Origin of the sequence: Dysgonomonas gadei ATCC BAA-286, assembly GCF_000213555.1 — a bacterium.
GTDB lineage: Bacteria > Bacteroidota > Bacteroidia > Bacteroidales > Dysgonomonadaceae > Dysgonomonas > Dysgonomonas gadei.
Genome location: NZ_GL891979.1, coordinates 592,432 through 612,293, shown reverse-complemented (window position 1 = coordinate 612,293; position 19,862 = coordinate 592,432). Strand labels below are relative to the sequence as shown.

Genomic DNA, 19,862 nt, shown 5'->3' with positions numbered 1-19,862 from the left:
GAAAAACATTAAGTTTCGCTACTTACGTATTGTCTGATGCCGGAAAAGAATTAATTTTACTTAGAGATGGAAAGTTTTATCGAAACTTCGCCATAAAAAAATATTTCTATTGCCAATAAATCTTCTAATTATGCAAAAAATAACCCGTCGTTTTTAATAATTACAATTTAATATTTAATGAAAAGTAGATTCTGTTTTATTATTCTTTATTTCCTTATTTTTACAGGTGTATGTGCCCAGAATAAACTTCAACTCTGGTATGAGAAGCCTGCCGGTAAGTGGACTGAAGCCCTTCCTGTAGGTAACGGTTTTATCGGGGGAATGATCTTTGGTGGTGTTGACAATGAGCTTATTCAACTGAACGAAGGCTCCTTATGGTCCGGCGGGCCACAAAAGAAAAATGTAAATCCCGAAGCATACAAATACTTGCAGCCCATCAGAGAGGCTTTAGCCAAAGAAGATTATAAACTGGCTACCGAATTATGCAAAAAAATGCAGGGTTATTATGGTGAGAGTTTTCTGCCTTTAGGAGACCTTCATATAAAACAAACTTATGCGGATAACAGGCGACTCAAGAATTACCGGCGTACATTGGACCTCGAAAATGCTATAGCAACTACTGAGTTCGAAATAAATGGGGTAAAATATATCCGTGAGATATTTACTTCTGCTCCCGACAGTGTTTTAGTGATGCATATAACGGCAAGTATGCCCGGGATGATCAACTTGGAAGTGTCGCTCAACAGCCAGTTGTCCGGTACGCTGTCTGCCGACGGGAAGAACCGGATTGTTCTCAGAGGGAAGGCGCCGGCCCGGGTAGATCCCAATTATTATAATAAGCCCGGAAGGAATCCGATAGAGCAAACAGATGCAGAGGGCTGCAATGGCATGAGATTCCAGACTGTTGTACAAGCCAGATCTAAAGACGGGGCGATCATATCTGACAACAATGGGATATATATAAAAAATGCCACATCTGTTACTCTTTTATTATCAGCCGCAACAAGTTTTAATGGATTTGACAAATGCCCCGATAGTGAAGGAAAAGATGAAAAACGCATATCCGAATCATATATCGCACACGTACAGGATAAAGGATATTACGACCTGAAAACTACTCATATCAATGATTATCAGAAATATTTCAACCGGGTTTCGTTTAGTTTGCCGAATACGACCATAACAAGGGATGTAAATCGTAAACTACCTTCGGATATGCGCCTAAAACTATATTCGTATGGTAATTATGATCCTGAATTAGAATCCCTTTTCTTCCATTACGGACGTTATTTGCTGATCTCGGCTTCACGGCCGGGCGGCTCTGCGGCTAATCTACAAGGGCTCTGGAATAAGGAATTCCGCCCGCCATGGAGTTCCAATTATACGATCAACATAAACACTCAAATGAATTATTGGCCTGCCGAAATTGCCAATCTTTCCGAAATGCATCAACCATTACTGCAATTTATACAGAATCTTTCCAAAACAGGAACAATTACCGCACAGGAGTACTATAGGGCGAAAGGGTGGGTCGCCCACCATAATACCGATATATGGGGGCTTAGTAATGCAGTGGGCGACAGAGGGGATGGAGATCCCAATTGGGCTAACTGGTATATGGGTGGAAACTGGCTGTGTCAGCATCTTTGGGAACATTATCAGTTTACGGGGGATAAAGGATTCCTCAAAGATATTGCATATCCTGTAATGAAAGAGGCTGCTCTATTCTGTTTCGACTGGCTGATAGAAAAAGACGGCTATCTGATTACATCTCCTTCCACATCACCCGAAGCAGCTTTCGTTACAGCTGATGGTAAGCGCTATTCTGTTACTGAAGCGGCGACTATGGATATAGCGATTATACGGGATCTGTTTACTAATCTGATTGAGGCCTCGCAAGAACTGAACTTTGATAAAAAGTTTAGGGAACAACTCATAAAAAAACGGGATAAGCTCTTACCTTATAAGATAGGTTCTCAAGGGCAATTGCAGGAATGGAGTAAAGATTACAAAGACCAGGATCCCCATCACAGGCATATTTCACATCTGTTCGGATTACATCCCGGACGTCAGATATCACCACTTATCACTCCCGATTTAGCGGCTGCCTGCCAGCGGACATTCGAAATAAGAGGCGATGAGGGAACCGGTTGGAGTAAAGGATGGAAAATCAACTTTGCCGCCAGATTATTAGATGGTAATCATGCCTATAAAATGATAAGGGAAATTATGAAATATGTAGAGGAAGGCGGTAGCAGCACAGGAGGGACTTATCCGAACTTCTTCGATGCGCATCCGCCATTTCAGATAGACGGAAACTTTGGTGCCACCGCCGGATTTATTGAAATGTTGCTGCAAAGCCATTTGAATGAAATACATCTGTTGCCTGCACTTCCTGATGTATGGACGGAGGGGGAAATAAAAGGTATTATGGCCAGAGGTGGGTTTGAAATCGGCATCGAGTGGAAAAATAACGTGTTAGATAATGCTATGATCAAATCCAAGCTAGGAAAAAAATGTACTCTCAGAACCTCTGTCCCGGTAAAAATTAACGGGGCTGTATCGAAACAAACTTTTGACGGACAATATTATTTGAATACGTTTGAGACTCAAAAAGGAATCACATATAATGTAACTATAGAACAGTAAAAGATATCATTGAAGAACCTAAAACGAAGCTATCTTTGTTTTAGGTTCTTCTCTATTTTATAGAATATTCTGTCAGATCCTTACAATTTTATCTACCACACATTCAAAATCCTGCAGGTGGGTAGCCATCAAAATAGTAATATCAGAATATTGGTCTTTGATATTTCGAAAGATGGCAATTGCATTTTCAGAGCTTATGCCGGCCGTGGGTTCATCTACTACCAACAGTTGAGGTGTTTTCAACAGGGCCTGTGCCAGCAGCAACTTTTTCCGTTGCCCGCCACTTAATGTTTCACCATTTTCGCCTAACCAGCTCCCCAGACCATCAGGAAGCGACAAACGCCAGCTTGTCAAATCTACCGTATCCAGTACTTGCTCAATAGCTTCATCAGAATATCCTTCAAAATTTTCGCGCAAGGTACCGGTTAATAAATAAGCTTTCTGGGTAACGTAAATACATTCCGGTACAGGTAAATGAGATAATTCGCCATCGCTATTCCATCTCAATAAGCCACTGCGGCGGTATTCAGGATAGAAGAGGCTATTCAACAAGGTAGTCTTTCCTTTTCCGGTTTCTCCGAAAAGAGCAATCCACTCCCCTCTTTTTATCTCTAGCGACACTTCTTTTGTATGTATAGATGTTTCAGGTATTTTTGCACTTAGGTTCTCTAAACTTAAATTTTCGAATATGGAATTAACTTCCACTGTTGCAACAGGCCGTTCCCCTTGCGTGATAATCGAGTCAATATCTCTAATCTGGTGTGCGACCGAACTTTTTTCCGATTTTCCGGAGAAAAGCATTTCAGCCAATTCGGCCTGCGCCATAATACCGAAGAAAATTCCAATTGCCATTGGAGCATCTATACCATAATCGCGTGAGCTCCAAAGCAAAAATGTGGCAATATAGCTAAACCCAAGACCGGCTATCAACTGCAACCAAAATGAATTGGTCTGCAGTTGGTCTTCCAATTGTTCGAGTCGTAGCAATCTTTGTTCATACTGCTCTATGGCTTTCCCCTCCAGTTCATATTTCGAAATTTCTATCCGGCCTCTGAAACTTTGGATAAGGGACTGATTATTCTCCTCCCGATGCACTTTCAATTCTCCGTATAGTTTTCTGTTTTTTCGGAAAATTAATTGGGGTATAATAAACAAAAGAATGGCAGATGAAATCAAAAATTCGATAGCTACCACCTGTGAGAATACAATAAGGAAAAAGAAATAGATACTCAGCGAAAGAATCAGGGCAGAGAATGGTAATATCCACAAAAGAATGTGATTCAATATTTGATCTACACCATGCGTACTGTTTTCGAGTAGAGTCGAGTTATTATTGAATTGCTTTTTGAAATAAGGAAATTTAGCTACGGACCGGAATATTTTCAATTGCAGGCTTTGCTGGGCATCCAATGTGGTTTTATGGTTTTCCAACCGCTCAAAATACCTCAGCACTGTGCGTATAAGGGCCATTAAACGTATAATAGCAGACGGGACCAGATAAGAGAACGTAGTACTTGCTGTAATGAATACAACACTACATATTGCCAGAAACCAGCCCGAAATAGCAGGAAGAGCTATAAATGCCACTGTCCAAAGCAATAACAGAAGAAAACCTCTCAACCATCTGCCTGCCAAAGGCTGTAATATATATTTTATGATAAATTTATTCATGGCTCATCTGTTCCCCCCAATTTAAGTTTACAATTGTATTGGCAAAAGTCTCGAACATCTTTTCGTGTGATGCCACTATAACCAGCCTATCTTCTGCCAATTTCATTATTTGCGGAAGAATGATTTCAACAGTACCAGTGTCGAGGTTAGCCGTAGGTTCATCGAGAATGGCTATCGGCCTCGGGTGCAACATCATCCGGGCAAGCGTAACTAATTGCTTTTCACCACCCGAAAGTTGTTTTCCGTTATGGCTCAGTACGGTTTGCCAACCCTCTTCCTTTTTAGTCAAAATTTTATCTAAGAACTCTGGGTATTGGTTATATTTATTAACCTCTTTCTCGAGAAAAACATTGTATCGAAGTGTTCCGTCGAAAATAAAAGGAAATTGGTTCATATATGACGTATTTGCTTTCAACCATTGCTGTGACCACCTATTGTCTTTCCCGTTTACGGAAACCAGTCCATCCTTAGAAGACAGGCTTCCTGCACAAATCTTCAGCAGGGTAGATTTACCTGATCCTGAAATACCTTTTACCAATACCAATCCTTTTGCAGGTAATTTCAAATTGATATCATGAAGAACTTTTACCGGCGAATCGGGATAAGCAAAGCTAAGGCCACCGATATCAAAAGTATCAAGCTCTTCATTTATTTCTGTTAAAGGTGTATCAATATCCTCGTTTAGGATAGGCAACAGTAGCTTTGCCGAAGCCAGGGCTTTGTTCCTGTCGTGATATGCACTGACGAATTTTCTCAGATAAAAGAAAAAATAAGGCGAAAGAGTAAGCAGGAACAATGCAGTACGAAAATCATAACCTTTCCCGTAATTGGGACCTGCCATAATCCCAAGCAAGCTCATTCCTAAATAAATAGCAATAACAGCAATACAGATGGTAACAAAAAGCTCCAACACAGCCGACGAAAGGATAGCAACACGCATCACGTTGGTAGTCGCTTTGTTTAATTCCTTACTTTTTTTCGATAGAAAGAGGTATTGCGGTTTGAAATTATCTAAATTAACAATTTCCGCAATAGTCTGAAGGCGATTGTAAAAGACAGCTGAATATTTAATGAAAAGATTGATGTGTTTTTTATGAAGAGCTTCTGCACCCACACCTATGATAATCATCTGTATAGGAATGATTACCAACGAAACCAAGAGTGCAGTACCAACCCACTTTTCCATCCAAAAGCAAATAACCAAGAGTATTCCGCTCACTATGAGCGAAGCCATCAGATATGGAATGAAAAAAGCGTAAAATGGTTTCAGATCGTCGCTTATCCTTGTAACGAACAGCGTACTCGATATAGAATCAAACTTATTGTTATTTAACAATATAGGATATAGCTTCTTTTTGATTTTAGAAACAATAATATTTCCTGCTTTGTAATTGAACAGCGATGCAAAATGGGCAAAAATATATCGACCCAAGAGGAATAGGGATGCATACAACAATGCGTTGGGTAAAAGCAGTCCGTCATTGAGCCACGACGCTGCAAATTCTGACAAGTACCAGCAAAAAACAACAAAACATCCCGCGCTTAAAACAGTAAGTACCGAAGCTGAAATATACGCACTTTTTGCTTCGGCAATCTTCTTACCCAACCATCGGGAAGCATTTTCCTGATTTGAACTCATTGATTATTTCCGGTTTTGATTTCCATCACATGGAAATGAATGGATATTAAATGAACTAAGTGGTTATACTCTATTGTCAGCAAAGATAATTATTTATATAAGATAATTATTGATATAAATAGAATCAATCTCGCATTCCTATTTGTTTTTTGATTTTCTATATTGATTATCAAAAAAGTAGTAAATATTATTTTCCCATATGTGACACTTGGAATTTAACCAGCCGTGTCTCCAGTTAGCAAGAGGATAACTTTTTCAATACTATGTAAAAACTAAACCCACGAATCCTCCCGACTCATGGGTTTTATAAAAATCTTTACAAAACTACACCACGACTAACGATGAATGGTCGTGTTTTACTTTACACATTGAATCTGAATAATTTATTTTAACAATACCCGTTCAGATTTGTTGATAGATTTATCTTCACTTACTATTTTTACGATATATATACCTTTGTTTATCAGTTGACTCCCTACAAAATATCCGCTGGAATTACTGAAAACCTTCTTCTCGTCAAGTAACCGGCCTAAAATATCATAAACTGTAGCAACACAATTCTTTTCAGACTGATTATCGACCACGACCTGGTTATTTCTGACATAAACATTCACAAGAGAAGATTCTTGTCCGGTTCCGGTTAACGGAGACGAACTTTCTGTGATTTTGAATCTACCATTAGTTATGGTATTTGTTCCTGAAAAAGTGTATTCCACATTATTTCCGATCGGATAACTACGGCCTGTATGTATATCGTGCAAATATAACTTGCGCATTTCTACATCAGAGGTTACGGAAAGCGTTATCGAAAATTTCTCATCTTTGATTGTATGCACACCAAAAGTAGTTCCTGTAAATTCAGGTACGGTAGCTATCTGATACTTAGACTCCGTTTCATCCGATACATATACCTGAGTCAGTCCTTCTTCCTGAAGTTTGTATGCATCCCATCCGTTATCAAAGCCCTTAGTTGTATTTGAATTTTCAAATAACCATACACGATCGGCTGATGTATTGCTCACGACATCCATAACAATATAAGGGTATTGTGGCGTACGACTTTCAGTATAGGCCGATTTCCACGGTTTTGTAGTCGATGTATTCAACTCATTCTTTATCAGTTCGCCATACTTCAATGTTATACTACCGGGAGTTTTTACATCCAACATGAATGTATGCATAGACAATATCCTGTCCGGTATTCCAACTTGTCCTGCCAGATTAAACGGTACGGCCTGATATTGTCCTCCGGCAACACCGCTGACTGTTCCGCCATTCAGCTTCCGCCATTGGTCGCGAGTTCCCATATTGAACAAATAAACTGTATTTTCGGTCAACTCCACACTACCAAGTTCGATAGCAGTGGTAGTAATTGGTATAGCAGCAGTAAATGAATTGCCGACAAGGTTCATTCCCGAATAGTTGACATTAGATGTTCTGGTAAGCGGAACAACTGCATTCCCTACATTTAGGATTCCGGGGAAACTGTAAATATGAGTCGGCAAAGTATTACTGCTATTAGTCATTTCGTAACCTTTGAATGCTTTCAAGCCTGTATCCGGCGTATATGGCGCGGGTTGCCATTTATTGCCACTGAATGGTTCTACCCATTGGTTTATTGTTTCCACCTTAGGAGTAAGATATGGAAAACCGGATGCCTGAACCGGAATTCCAAAATATTGCCATTGATTTTTATAGAATCCACAGGTTGAGCATTCATACGCTTTGTTATAAAATTCTACCGTAGCATTTACATTGCGGTTATTATCAGGATCAGCAAAGAACAATGTCCCTGTCGGCTTATCAGTTGATGCCTTCACTACAATAGTCCCTTTGGCCGGATTATCATCTCTTACAACACCGTTGATCGTAAGCTGGTTTTCGGTGGTTACCAGTAAATCCATATCCGAATTATTAATCAGGTCTCCGATCACACGATCGGTATCAAGATGTAAATCACGGACTGAAGTTCCAAGACCATTTCCATTTCCTGAAGAACCATTATTGATGTCTGTTGCAAACTCAATATCTTCTCCTGTTGCAGGCACAAACTCTGCTGTCCAGTTATCAGTATCAGCCCATTCATTGCTAACCGTTCCGTGCCAATAATTTCTCTTATAATTAGGATCAGGGCATCTTATTATAATTGTGCCATTGGGAACAGAACATACTTTATCGAGGCTTATATCATCGATATAGTAATCATTTCCATTATTCTCTGCCAGATTATTCCTGAAAGAAATAATAATATTATCTACTTTACAATTTTCCTCATCATCCGGCACTGGCACTGAAAAATATAGTTCCAGATATGTCCATTTATTTTTAACACTAGTATCCCAATCATTCATTACATGAGATTCTATTGTAGCCAATACTTCATTCGTTTTCGGATTCAAGATGTCAATGGCAACTTGTGAAGGCCCATTTACCAGATACAACCAGAGTGAAGCCCTGTATGAAGCACCGACCTGTAATAATTGAGGCCTTTTGTAGAATGAATTGAGAACTTGTCCGGCATTTACAACCATAACAGCGCCATCTTCTGTGCCCGAACGATCTTGCACAGTATTGGACTCATTGTAAGGCGGTGTCCAAAAGTAATAATCATTAGACTTATGTCCCATTTTTATATATCCGGGGGCTACTATTGCATAATGATTATTATCAATCGCATATTTATCATATTCTTCTGAAAGAGGATATGGTGTACCAAACTTAAAACTGTTGGATGGCATATAAGGCGAAGTAAGACGTCCAAAATTATTTGATGCTTCCGGAAATGCACTCACCCCGAAATCTTCAAAAAATATGTTTTCTTCCCGGCATGGGACAACTGTTTCCGTATCGGTGTTATTATCCGGTTCGGGGTCTACTCCGTCACCAGAGACAGAGGCCGTATTTAAATAGCTTCCGGAAGCATTTACTTTTGCAGTAAAGCTGACAGAGATATTTGCTTCTTTAGCCAAAGATGTAATATTCCATGTTATAGTATTTCCGGCACTTGTTCCCCCATTATTTATAGAGCCGAGAGTATAGCCATTGGGGAGAATATCTTCTATTATTATATTAGATGCACTGTGTGGTCCATGGTTTGTAATTTTCAGAGTAAAAGTGACAAAATCGCTGACCTCCGGATTAGATTCATTTACCGTTTTTTCAATAGCCAGATCAGTCTCACGTGTCAGATTTACCATCACCCCTTTGATATTGTTACAATTTCCACCCTTTCCATTATTTGCACATTCAAAATATGGGTCAGTAGGGAGTACATACCACAGAGTAAGATCATATGGATTTTCGGCATTTGCCGGAGCAACCGGATTGGCAGGATCGCTCGTATTGGTAGCATCGGGGTCTGTAACATCATTCGGACGCAGAATGGTTGCCACCGCATTATTATTCCCCGGATCTGCATCGAGTGTAACTTTAGCTTGGAATGTATATGTTATTTCACAGCCATCGGGCAGATTAAGCGAGGATGAATACTGGCGTTTAACTGCATCGTAAACTATAACTACCGATTCCGTTCCACAACCATTGCTATTGAAAACAGCTGTATAACCCGTTCCGTCAAATCCTTTTGGAAGAGTAAATGTAAAAGGCGCGCCTACGACATCGCTGGGACCATTATTCTTAACCTTTACAGTGTAGGATAATATTGTCGGATTATAATCTCCGTTTATATCTTCCTCTTCCAGCCGGACAGAAGTTTTATCAACCGTAACAGATGACACCTGAAGATCTGCTTCTTTTATAGTAACAGCCGTTTCTATTGTTTTCTCCTCTCCTTTTATAAATGTCCATGTATCTATAGACTTCTCGTTTCCAAATCCATTGGATGCATTCGAAATCCCTACTGCCCATTTATGTCCATTACTGTTACTGGAGATACCACTACTGTTAGTAGGTGGCAGATGGCTGTTATTTACCGGACTGGAACTGCTACCGCTATTATTATTACTGTTAATTGTTATATTCGAATCGTCCCAATAAACAATATCGGATAATACATTATTTAAATTATTGTGATCTAATAATTCGATGATTGTTCCTCTCAGATTCATCTCCATATCGAAGAAGGGAAAATGCACCTCTGCACCTTGCAATTGCACTGTTATTTTTGCAGGTACATGCCCTGCCGGAATAGGAATATTATCCCCGTCTTTTCCATCCCAATATACACTATTTTCACCTATTTTGGCTGCCCCATACATATGCCGGGTAGTAAAGGCGGGAGTGCCTGTACTTTCTATCTTTATCGTAAACGTTCCCTGAGATTCGGTCTTAAATCTTATATATCCGCCCTTCGACGATATCTGTCCCTCTGTATTATCTGTCCCCAGAACCTTAACCTCTTCAACTTTAGGCACTACAATCGTATTTTTCAGCCAGGTTTTCCCTCCCGGGACAGCTCCACTGACTTCTACATCTAAAGGCAGGTCGGCGCTAGGCTGAGTATAGAATAATTTATGTGTAATACTAACATCTGTATCTGCCAGATTCGGGTCGTGAACCTGATTTCCAATACCTGTAGTAGTATTCAGACTTTTATATATGGGAACTTTTGTTGTCGCATTTACGAAACCATTGTTATTAACAAAGAAAGTGAAATAAATACCATTATTCCCATTATTATTTACCCGGTAGGTGTAGCCATCTTTAGTCAGTACATATACTAGTCCGTAGAATCCTGTTGTAGTAGATGATGCTACCGACATATTCAGTACATTGGTATACACCCGCCCTTTTATGAAGTCTGTATTAGTAGTGTTAATCACAGATACATCCCATCCTGCCACATAACTTGAATTGGACGGTTGAGATAAGCTGGTAGCCGCTCCTGTTACACTTCCACTATTGTTTCCTGTTCCATCAAATTCAACTTTGTAAATACCTGCTGCTCCTGCCGGCACAGTATAATAGATAGGTAAATACCTGTTATCACCGGCAGCCTGCCCCACTCTGCGCGGCCCGGCTAATTCGGCATTTCTATCAGCTATATTTCCCTGGTTATTAGCAACAGTTAATGTAACCTCATTACCATTAGGTGCGTATAATCTAATACGTTTAGTGGTACCGGACTGAGCACTCGATGCTAAAGTAATGGTTTCTCCAACCTCTGCATATACAAAATGTGTTCCCCTGTTAGGAAAAGGCCAGTTTTCAGTAACTCCTGTATTGGATCTTAAATATGCCCTATTGCCTGTTGTGCCGCTTGGATATAGATCCTTTGATCCGTCCGCATATATTCCGACCAATGGCAAGAGACTTATAAACAGCAGAATAAAAAACAAAAAGCGATTGCTAATATAATTCATATTGTTGATATTTTTTGTACTTGAAACATGACCGGCCAAAGCCTGTTATATCAAGATTTAAACTATTACTCAGATATTATTCTCAGATTTCCATATCGTATATATACCAATGGTTGCGCTCTATTTTCGCAGGCAATAACAACTTATAGGTTTCATTTCCGAATTCAGGCGGAGGTAATGGACCTGAGCCCTGATAAGGAATACTTATTTCTATCGCACTTCCTGCATTATCACGCTCATTGATATAAGTGGTAACGATCAACTCCGTAACCTTCCCGTTCTCCAGATTGTATGATGATACAGTTCCGCCAGCCTGCCATGCCACCCAATCAGAAGAACTTACTAAATTATCCGGTTTAGATGCTCGCTTCAACGCATATGTATTCTTGTCAAAGTCAATAAATTTATAATTATACTGCGCTATAGTGTTGAACAGAGGGCTGCTTTGATGCTCCGCCGATAGTTTGACATTAAGCTGCACCTTAGCTACGGCACGGATTAGCGGTACATTATTCAGTTGGAAATTAGAATTAAAATCGTGAGTTTTACTCCCCGACATTAATATAGGTGTAGTTATATTATCCGACCAAGGTTGGGACGTTTCGTTCAGAACTGATTGCAGCCCTGTTAATGAGGCCACAGCATCAAGACCCGTCTTGATTGAAGAACAGTTCGCTATAATATAAACCTGCCTGTTACCGGCTTCGGCCTGAGTCAGGTTTAATGAGACCTTACTATTGCTACTGTTCCATGAGCCTCCGGTAAAAGTTGCAGTATTGACATAATACTTTTTCAAGGTTTGTGAACCTGTCGTAGGAAAGAGGAACAAGTATAAATCATCTATACGTTGTTCTTCCACAGTTCCCGCATCAGCCGCCTTTGTCTGTTTTGTGACGTAATTATCTATGCTGAAAGATAACTCAATCTTATTATTCTCTAAGGCAGTATCTGTAGTTTCCTCATTGGAGCAGGCAACAAAGAACATACTTAAAAGCAATGATATATATACTATTCTTTTCATACTTCTTTTCTCTTATTTGATAAAGGTTTTAACAAGATTATCATTATACCATACCTCCAGATACGACTGGCCTGCGGCAGGTATAGTCCCCAACTGATAATCGGCTGATGCTACAGTGTCCAGGCTATCAAAGTCTTTTTCGTCCGTACCATCAGAAAACTTAAAAGGAGTTATGGTTTTTAATCTGACTGCATGAGGGGTACATGCTTCTACCGTATTACCGATTGTGACCTTTCCATCCTCATCCACAGTAACATTATATCCGTATCCCATATAGGCCGAGCTTTGTTTAACCTGCCACGGATCGAGGCTATAGATGATTTCTATGGCACGCAGTTTGCTGATAATATAGGAATAATGGCGGTTACGGTAAATATTGTAATCCGGCTTATCAGTCTGCTGCCCGGTAGCAAAAGATAAATAATCTGTGTCGGTTATCGTACGGCTATCCGTTATGATCGGTATTTCATAGAAAGCACCATCGAGAGTCTCAATCAAAAAGTAATTAATCGGTTTGTGATCGGCTAGGACCGACCAATCGGGAGCCTTCATCAAAGCTTCAGGCATATAATAGATATATCTATTTCCTACTTTTTTCAAAGGTTTATCTTCATAATAAACAGGAGTAACAGGAGTCGCCGGTGATATAAGGCTAAATTTCCTGTTTGCATTTTTGTAATATATATTTTTTACGCCGGAACTGATTTCAGAGCCTTCGATCTGTACTTCCAGCTTTGCAACTACACGGATAAGTTTTACCCTTTCTTCCCCATCAGGATAGAAAGGTTTTGGAGAATAAATATTACCTCCCTCTGTAATAGCCTGGTTCAGATATACTCTCGACATAGGAAAGCCTTTCGATTCCTGTGCGTTCAGGTATAAATCGGCATCCAATTCGCTAAAGGCATTCATATAAGCGTCCATAGCCGATTTGGTAGTGATGCCTTTCAGGTCATCCATTGGCATATTGGCCACAAAGTAAAAATCACGCTGCCCCGCCGTCATCTGAACCGTAAAAGTTTTTTCCTTATCAGTAAACGGTATCTCTTCATCAAAGAATTCACAGACTTTTACTCCGGTTGATGAATCGAAAGCCAGCATGGCAAGATCATGCACACGGTCCTCATAGTCCACAACATCAGCATTAAAAGATTCCAACCCTGCAGCCTGTGCTTTAGTTATCGACAGGAAAACCTGAGGTTCTTTACCCGTCTCATTATCTATATCCTGATGATTATCGTAGATCTGTGATTCGCATGCTGAAAAAGAAACCAGCATTCCAATAAGTGCTACATATAATAAATTCAATCTCATAATCATATCGATTATTTAAGCCCGACAGCTTAGATTTACAATTCTGTTTTATAGCTATGTACAAGCCAGTTATTTACATAAATAGCACAGCTAAAATGTGTCCAGCATTCTGAACAATAATCTTTTATCACGAATTTGACAGTGAAATCATTCTCACAATTCAGGTTAATTCCACCCTCTACAGTTCTCAACAAAATACTGGCAATGAGGTCTCCGTCAAAAACAAGTTCTTCTTTATCGTTACCTGTATAAGTTATTTTAAGTTTGTTATTGTATCCGGTAACAAGCCCGAGCATGGAATAATTCCATGTTGCCGAATTATCGGCGAATTTAGTTTCAACTGCAGGATATGTTAATACCGGAGTATTAAGAGGCATCGTACCATCTATGCGTACTATTCCGTTAGCCGAAGAAACGGCTACATGCAGCTTTTGCGGATCGTAACCCTTCATTGTAGCCTCATCGAACTCTACAATAATATTTACCCTGTTGGTCAGTTCATGCAGATTAACAGCCGTGTGCTTATATAATGAACCGTATTCTTCAGGATCAGGAAGAAAAACAATCGGACTTTCTCCATGCCAGATACGTTCTGTAGTCGCTAAACGGGCCGCTATACTATTTGTGGAGTTGATAGCTAACATCACATCCTTCTTGGTTGTTACCTTTTGAGTAAAGGCGCTCCTGCTGAATTTTTCATTGACACCAGCCCACGCTATGAATGAATAATTACCATTGGAAACCGGCATAAGAACTTCAAAATCACGGTCGAGAGTGACATTTTGCTGGTTTACTGAAGTCACCAATATTCCTTCTTCATCGAATGCAAACACTGTAAGCGATGAAACATTACCAATGAAAGCAGAGTCTGTCGCACATGGAGTCATGGAATAGAATTTTACATAAACACCCTGGGGGCAATCCGCCAGATCATTGTAGATAAGGGAATCGCAACTCCATAAAACTGTTCCCAGCGCGAACAATGTCATCATAATCCTGATTCGCAAATTCTTCATCCGTTTCATTTTTAATTAATTGATGTTTGTTTTAATAACCGGAGGAAGCCTAAATACGTCCTCCGGCTGTATTTTACATATCAGATATTCTATAATAGTCAGATACCCAGATCTACTTTGTAAGAATGTAGAGTCCAAGGAAGAACAGTAACATCGACACTCATCCATGTTTCGGGAGAAGTCAACGGATCAGTCGGATCAATCGGATTTTCCGGTTCGGTTACCCCTGGTACGTTTGGTTTTGGATCGGGATTTGATGGAGTAGGACTGTTCGGATCTTCGGGATAAAGCGGATTCCAATTAGTTCCAAGATTTTTAAAGCCTGTAATATGAACATGGTAAACATTGTTTCTTACTACCGGTGAATTATACCAGTTTGGAACATTATCCGGGTTCACCCATGCATAGTATAGTATTTTGCCACCAACATATTTAGCTACTGTCTGTCCTACAACGCCGCCTTTGGCCGGATCAACAGCATTATCCGAAGATATGTAGAATCTTCCGTTTGCACCTACATAGAAGTCATCCCCAGCAGTATACGAACCTCCATCGATAAACACACCAGGTGTAAATTTAGCCCTTACAAGGACATAAGCAGTATTTCCTTTCTTGTAGTTTGATGCTTCCGCAACACCAATAGTATGTGTATTCGGTAATATGAACTTACCTGAAAGTTGAGCATCCAGATCAGCAGTTACAGTTCCTTTAGGATCGGTATTATAATCAGCCATTGTCGGTACTGCCGTTCCTCCAAACTGAGTTGCGGGATCATATGCTTCGAACAAGCCTGAGTAATCATATTTACTACCTGCATCACTTATATATGCTGCATCTGTAGCAGGCGACCATCCGAAATTAGGTGTAGCGAAATCTGCTTTGCGCTGAACGAATAAAGAGTTCTCTCCCTGAGCCAGTACCCATGTTATATCAGAAACAGTCCCCAAAGTAGTTGCTCCCGATTTTATATCATAAGTATCGTTTTCAGTGGTTACCATTACACGGGCAACAGCTCTTTCCACATTCACACTCGCACGGTTCTGGCCTCCTGAGATTGTCTGAACTTCAGTTATATTAGGCGCAACATTGATTGTAATTTCAGCAGTATTAGTCATTACAATCGTTTCATCAACAATACCGTTTTTCTTAGCCAGTTTTTCAGCTGATGTACTTACGGCAAGGTCTGTACCTGAGTTGGCAAGAGTTAAGGCCAGTGTTTTATAAGCGTTTTCGAATGCATCGGCAGGAGTCGCAGCCAAAGCTGTCTCAACATCCGATGTTCCGTTCACCAGTACATAAACTTTTTTAATACCTGCCGATGTTTTAATAGCTGCGGATGTCTGTGGTGTTAAAACAACCTGATTTCCATTCTTTGTCAATAAATAATCAGTACCTACTGCGAAAGGCTTCATTGTCACTGTAGTTCCATCTACAAGATAAATTGCTATTTTCTCAATTTTATCTTTTCCCGCCCATTCATCAAGATAATTATAATCTTCCGGTAAACCAGCAGCTTTAGTTGAATTCTGGTTTCCGCTCAAAGACATACTTAATGTAACACTCACGTTTGTGTTCGCTTCCTTTTCCCCGGTCGATGATGTAATGTCATCGTCACTGCTACATGCTGTAAATCCCAGAGTCAGGGCTACAGCACCAATCATAAATAATTTACTAATCGTCATTTTCTATTCATTTTTAAAGAATTATTCTCATAAGATTTATTATGCACTTTCTATTTTGTGTCAATTGATTTCTCTATTATTTCTAAATTTGCTTTTCCATTCGGGTCCTTGTAGTCTGCTGATTTTCTAAAATAATCTACAGCTTTCTCTGAGTCACCTTTGAGTATATATGCAACTCCAAGATTATTCCAGGATTGAGGTTTGTCTTCTATTTTTTTCAATCGTTCGATAGCTGCATCCAGATTTTTACTTTCAATATCTGCCGCAGCCGAATTCATAATGGCTATTTCACTGTCAGGATATAGCCTGACAGCTATATCAAATACTTCTCTGAATTCTTTGCTATCGGACGGATAGCTCTCTGCCACAAGATACATTTCGTTCAGACTAAGCAGCTTAGGGTTCTTTTTGATTACCTGTCTGGCTTCCTCTACATTAAATGCACGTACTACATATGCGATAGAATATTCGGTACGGCGCAATGCCGGATAATAGTTGTTGAGCAATGTACGGTAAGTATCACCACCCGAAAGCTTTAAAAGTTCCCCGTCGCGTGCATCCGGATTTGAAACTTTATCAATAATATCCAGTACAGCTTGTCTATCTGCCAATGAGGATAATGCTACAGCTTTCCGCAATCCGGGCCAGTCCTCTCCCATCCCATCAACTGTAAACTTATTACGTGGTACGCCAAACTTAGTAACCAAATAATCAGCAAATGAGTTAGCCCGGTTTTCCGCCAGTTTCCGGTTATGCTCAAATCCCCCTTCCGGCGAAGCATATCCGGCTACACTAAACTCTGTAATCTCCAAGTCTTTGTTGTCCCTTATTTCACCGATCACACTATCCACCTGAGCAAATTCCCGTGAGTTATTCTTGTAGTCACGTAATAGTTCGTACCGGTCGACGATATAATTAAAGGTCGCCGTATGACGATCGCTGCGAGCTTTAACAGGCTCTACTTCAGGCACAATGAATGTAAGTTTATACAATTCCGGATCTTTCTTAGGCAATATATTATGCGCGATCAGCTGATTACCTGCAGGTTCGGAACAGTTTGCACATCCCGACACATTCTTTTCAATCACCAAAGATGCATCGTCCATCCAGGATTTGTAAGGAACGTCTACACTGTAACTGACTGATTGTTCCGTTTTATTCTTTCTCTTAAGAATCGTTTCCGGTTGTGTTTCGAAAGGCAGATCACCCCCAAGTTTATTTTTACGGTTTATAATTTTATTTCGCAAACCTCCTGTTACAGCTACAGGCGGAAGATTAAGATAATCCATATTATTTTCATTGGACTTGAGAACAGGTGTAAGGATAACCATGTCATTTCTCTTAACATCCATCTCTTCAGGAATAACTATATCCATAGAGACCAGAACCTGATTACCCTGCCTGACAAAATGTTCTGCCGATACTTGTATTTTTTCGGTCCGGACTTGTGAATAAGCAGGTGTAAAGAATATTGTTAATAATATATACAGGGATGACTTTAATATAATTTTCTTCTTCATTGCTTCCTATTTTAAGAAATAAATAAAAGAAAGGCCCACTTTGGTTATACCCCAATAATTGTAATTGCCTTCATCTAATTTGGTTCCACAATTTGTACATGGATACTCGTCGTAATGAATGCGGGCATATCCCGCACCTATATTGAATTCGAAATTCCACCGGTTAGACAAGACCCACTGGTAACCATAGCTTATGCCCCCGCCATAAAGGTATCCTTCGTAACGTTTATCCTTAAAGACATCCAGACGGCCGACAGGGATATCCAATCCTCCGGCATTGAATTGCGCACCATGTGCATGCAGCCCCAAAAAGTGACCATTAAAGGTCTCACAAAACCACCACCGATATTCGGGTTGGATAAGCCAGTGCTTAAAACTCTTGTTATCAGAAAACTCAAAGACGTTTAATCCCCCGGCAATTTCCAGTGTACTTTTCTTACCCAACCCAAACTCCAGGCCTAAGTTGGGAGTAGTAGTGCCCCAATAAGCCAGATTGGTTTTTACGCCTACTTCCTGTGATCTGCTTACAGAATAAAAGCTCGTAAAAATCAAAACAACCAGACAGATTTTTCTTAATGTTTGACTATTATTCATTTTCTTATATTATATAATAATTATCAGGTTATTACTTCTTACCCTATGAAAGAAGCTCTACATTCTTATTTATATATTTATGTTATGACACTACGTTTATATTATTTTTTGTCCTTCACTAAAGAAATATACAGCAGGAGTAATCCGGAATAATGCATATCAACTTATAGTTACATTATTATATGCAACTTTTAGAAAAAATCTTCGTACGCTTAATATTGACAATATCTATTTCTTAACAAATCATATACATTATATAATTAAAGAAATCGTCACATCATTCTTTTGTTATATATTTATAATCAATCATTAAGGCAATGTATCCATGCTATATTTCTTTCTACAAATATCTATCTATATGACCTTATTTATGGTACATTTTTATAGTATTTTAAGGTTGCGATTTTCTCTTTTTCCATCCTGGCACAGAATAATCATTATTGACACAATTTCACTTCCACACATTCCCATTATATGTTTTTTAACTTACATAAAACATACAATAATGAATTTAACAAATGAATAATGCAGAAACAGAGACTAGCTATTCAAACTCTTTTAGTATATTATAAATCAAACACTTATAGAACACATTTATCGATTATAGATATCATATATATGATTGATACTTAAAAAAAGACCGGATAATCAAATGTAAAGTCATATTGCGATTTACTGGTGAGATAAGAGAAAAATTGCAAAACGGATTTCCTGAAAATATATATACCGGGTATTTATCTTTCTTATAATATGCGAATCAACAAATGAAGAATAAAAAAACCTACGAATCATCCCGACTCACAGGTTTTGGAAGACAATAAGTATATACGAATGTATATACATAAAAACAAATCTTATGGTCATCACGACCATTAAATTCTCCACGTCATAAACTATATAATAGGTGTATATCTCAAATACCCGGATAATCAATGATGGGCATACCCCCGATGGGTTGACAGATCTTTATTTATTACTTTAAAAAAGTATATTTTTAGTTATTTTTCATTTCAAATATTTTGGTATCTTCAGGTAAAACCTTGTCAAATAAATTTCAGATTCATAAAAGCCGGAAAATGTAGAAGGATATGTGATCAAAGGCTTTTCTCTTGCTATAAATACATAATAAATATTCTTATTTTTTAATTTATACAATTGAAAATCCGCGAACCATCCCGACCCACGGATTTCACCTTAACACAAACTTTACAAAACTACACAGTAGCTAATTATAAATTAGCTATTTTCCTCCTTATAAACTTTTATTCTATTCTTCTTTTACTTATATGTACAAAAATAGACAATACCCTATTCATAAAAGGTACAAAATATGAGCAATGGGCTCTTTTTTATTTTCTATTTTAATATCCAAGAAGAGTTTTCGGGCAGATATTGCATTCACCTTTCAAATATTCCATTATTTTGCATTTTTGTA

10 protein-coding genes are annotated in these 19,862 nt (G+C 39.0%); 1 reads left to right on the top strand and 9 read right to left on the bottom strand.

Going from position 1 to position 19,862, the window contains the following annotated elements; genetic code table 11:
- Positions 1-177 precede the first annotated feature (177 nt).
- Positions 178-2,649 carry a glycoside hydrolase family 95 protein gene (locus HMPREF9455_RS02210; RefSeq protein ID WP_006797942.1) on the top strand — a complete coding sequence of 824 codons (2,472 nt, stop codon included), beginning with the start codon at positions 178-180 and terminating at the stop codon, positions 2,647-2,649.
- Between the two features lie 72 nt (positions 2,650-2,721).
- Here HMPREF9455_RS02210 and HMPREF9455_RS02205 read toward each other — a convergent pair whose 3' ends face one another.
- The 9 genes from HMPREF9455_RS02205 to HMPREF9455_RS02160 all read right to left on the bottom strand — a co-directional run bounded on the left by HMPREF9455_RS02205 (position 2,722) and on the right by HMPREF9455_RS02160 (position 18,427).
- Positions 2,722-4,320, bottom strand: coding sequence for an ATP-binding cassette domain-containing protein (locus HMPREF9455_RS02205; protein ID WP_006797941.1), 1,599 nt, complete (start codon positions 4,318-4,320; stop codon positions 2,722-2,724).
- Positions 4,313-5,959 carry an ATP-binding cassette domain-containing protein gene (locus tag HMPREF9455_RS02200; RefSeq protein ID WP_006797940.1) on the bottom strand — a complete coding sequence of 549 codons (1,647 nt, stop codon included), beginning with the start codon at positions 5,957-5,959 and terminating at the stop codon, positions 4,313-4,315. Before HMPREF9455_RS02200 ends, HMPREF9455_RS02205 begins: the two co-directional genes overlap by 8 nt.
- 383 nt (positions 5,960-6,342) lie before the next feature.
- A complete protein-coding gene (locus tag HMPREF9455_RS20555; RefSeq protein WP_006797939.1) occupies positions 6,343-11,280 on the bottom strand; it encodes a T9SS type A sorting domain-containing protein in 4,938 nt (1,645 codons plus the stop codon).
- A gap of 82 nt (positions 11,281-11,362) precedes the next feature.
- Positions 11,363-12,301 (bottom strand): fimbrial protein, encoded by a 939-nt coding sequence (locus HMPREF9455_RS02185; protein WP_006797938.1) that lies wholly within the window; start codon positions 12,299-12,301, stop codon positions 11,363-11,365.
- Positions 12,302-12,313: 12 nt separating this feature from the next.
- Entirely contained in the window at positions 12,314-13,615 is a 1,302-nt protein-coding gene (locus HMPREF9455_RS02180; protein ID WP_185095941.1) for a FimB/Mfa2 family fimbrial subunit, read from the bottom strand.
- Positions 13,616-13,650: 35 nt separating this feature from the next.
- Positions 13,651-14,631, bottom strand: a complete 981-nt coding sequence (locus tag HMPREF9455_RS02175) for a FimB/Mfa2 family fimbrial subunit (protein WP_006797936.1) — start codon at positions 14,629-14,631, stop codon at positions 13,651-13,653.
- Positions 14,632-14,729: 98 nt separating this feature from the next.
- Positions 14,730-16,313 carry an Mfa1 family fimbria major subunit gene (locus tag HMPREF9455_RS02170; RefSeq protein WP_006797935.1) on the bottom strand — a complete coding sequence of 528 codons (1,584 nt, stop codon included), beginning with the start codon at positions 16,311-16,313 and terminating at the stop codon, positions 14,730-14,732.
- Positions 16,314-16,363: 50 nt separating this feature from the next.
- Entirely contained in the window at positions 16,364-17,833 is a 1,470-nt protein-coding gene (locus tag HMPREF9455_RS02165; protein WP_006797934.1) for a DUF3868 domain-containing protein, read from the bottom strand.
- A gap of 6 nt (positions 17,834-17,839) precedes the next feature.
- Positions 17,840-18,427, bottom strand: coding sequence for a DUF3575 domain-containing protein (locus tag HMPREF9455_RS02160; protein ID WP_006797933.1), 588 nt, complete (start codon positions 18,425-18,427; stop codon positions 17,840-17,842).
- Positions 18,428-19,862 lie beyond the last annotated feature (1,435 nt).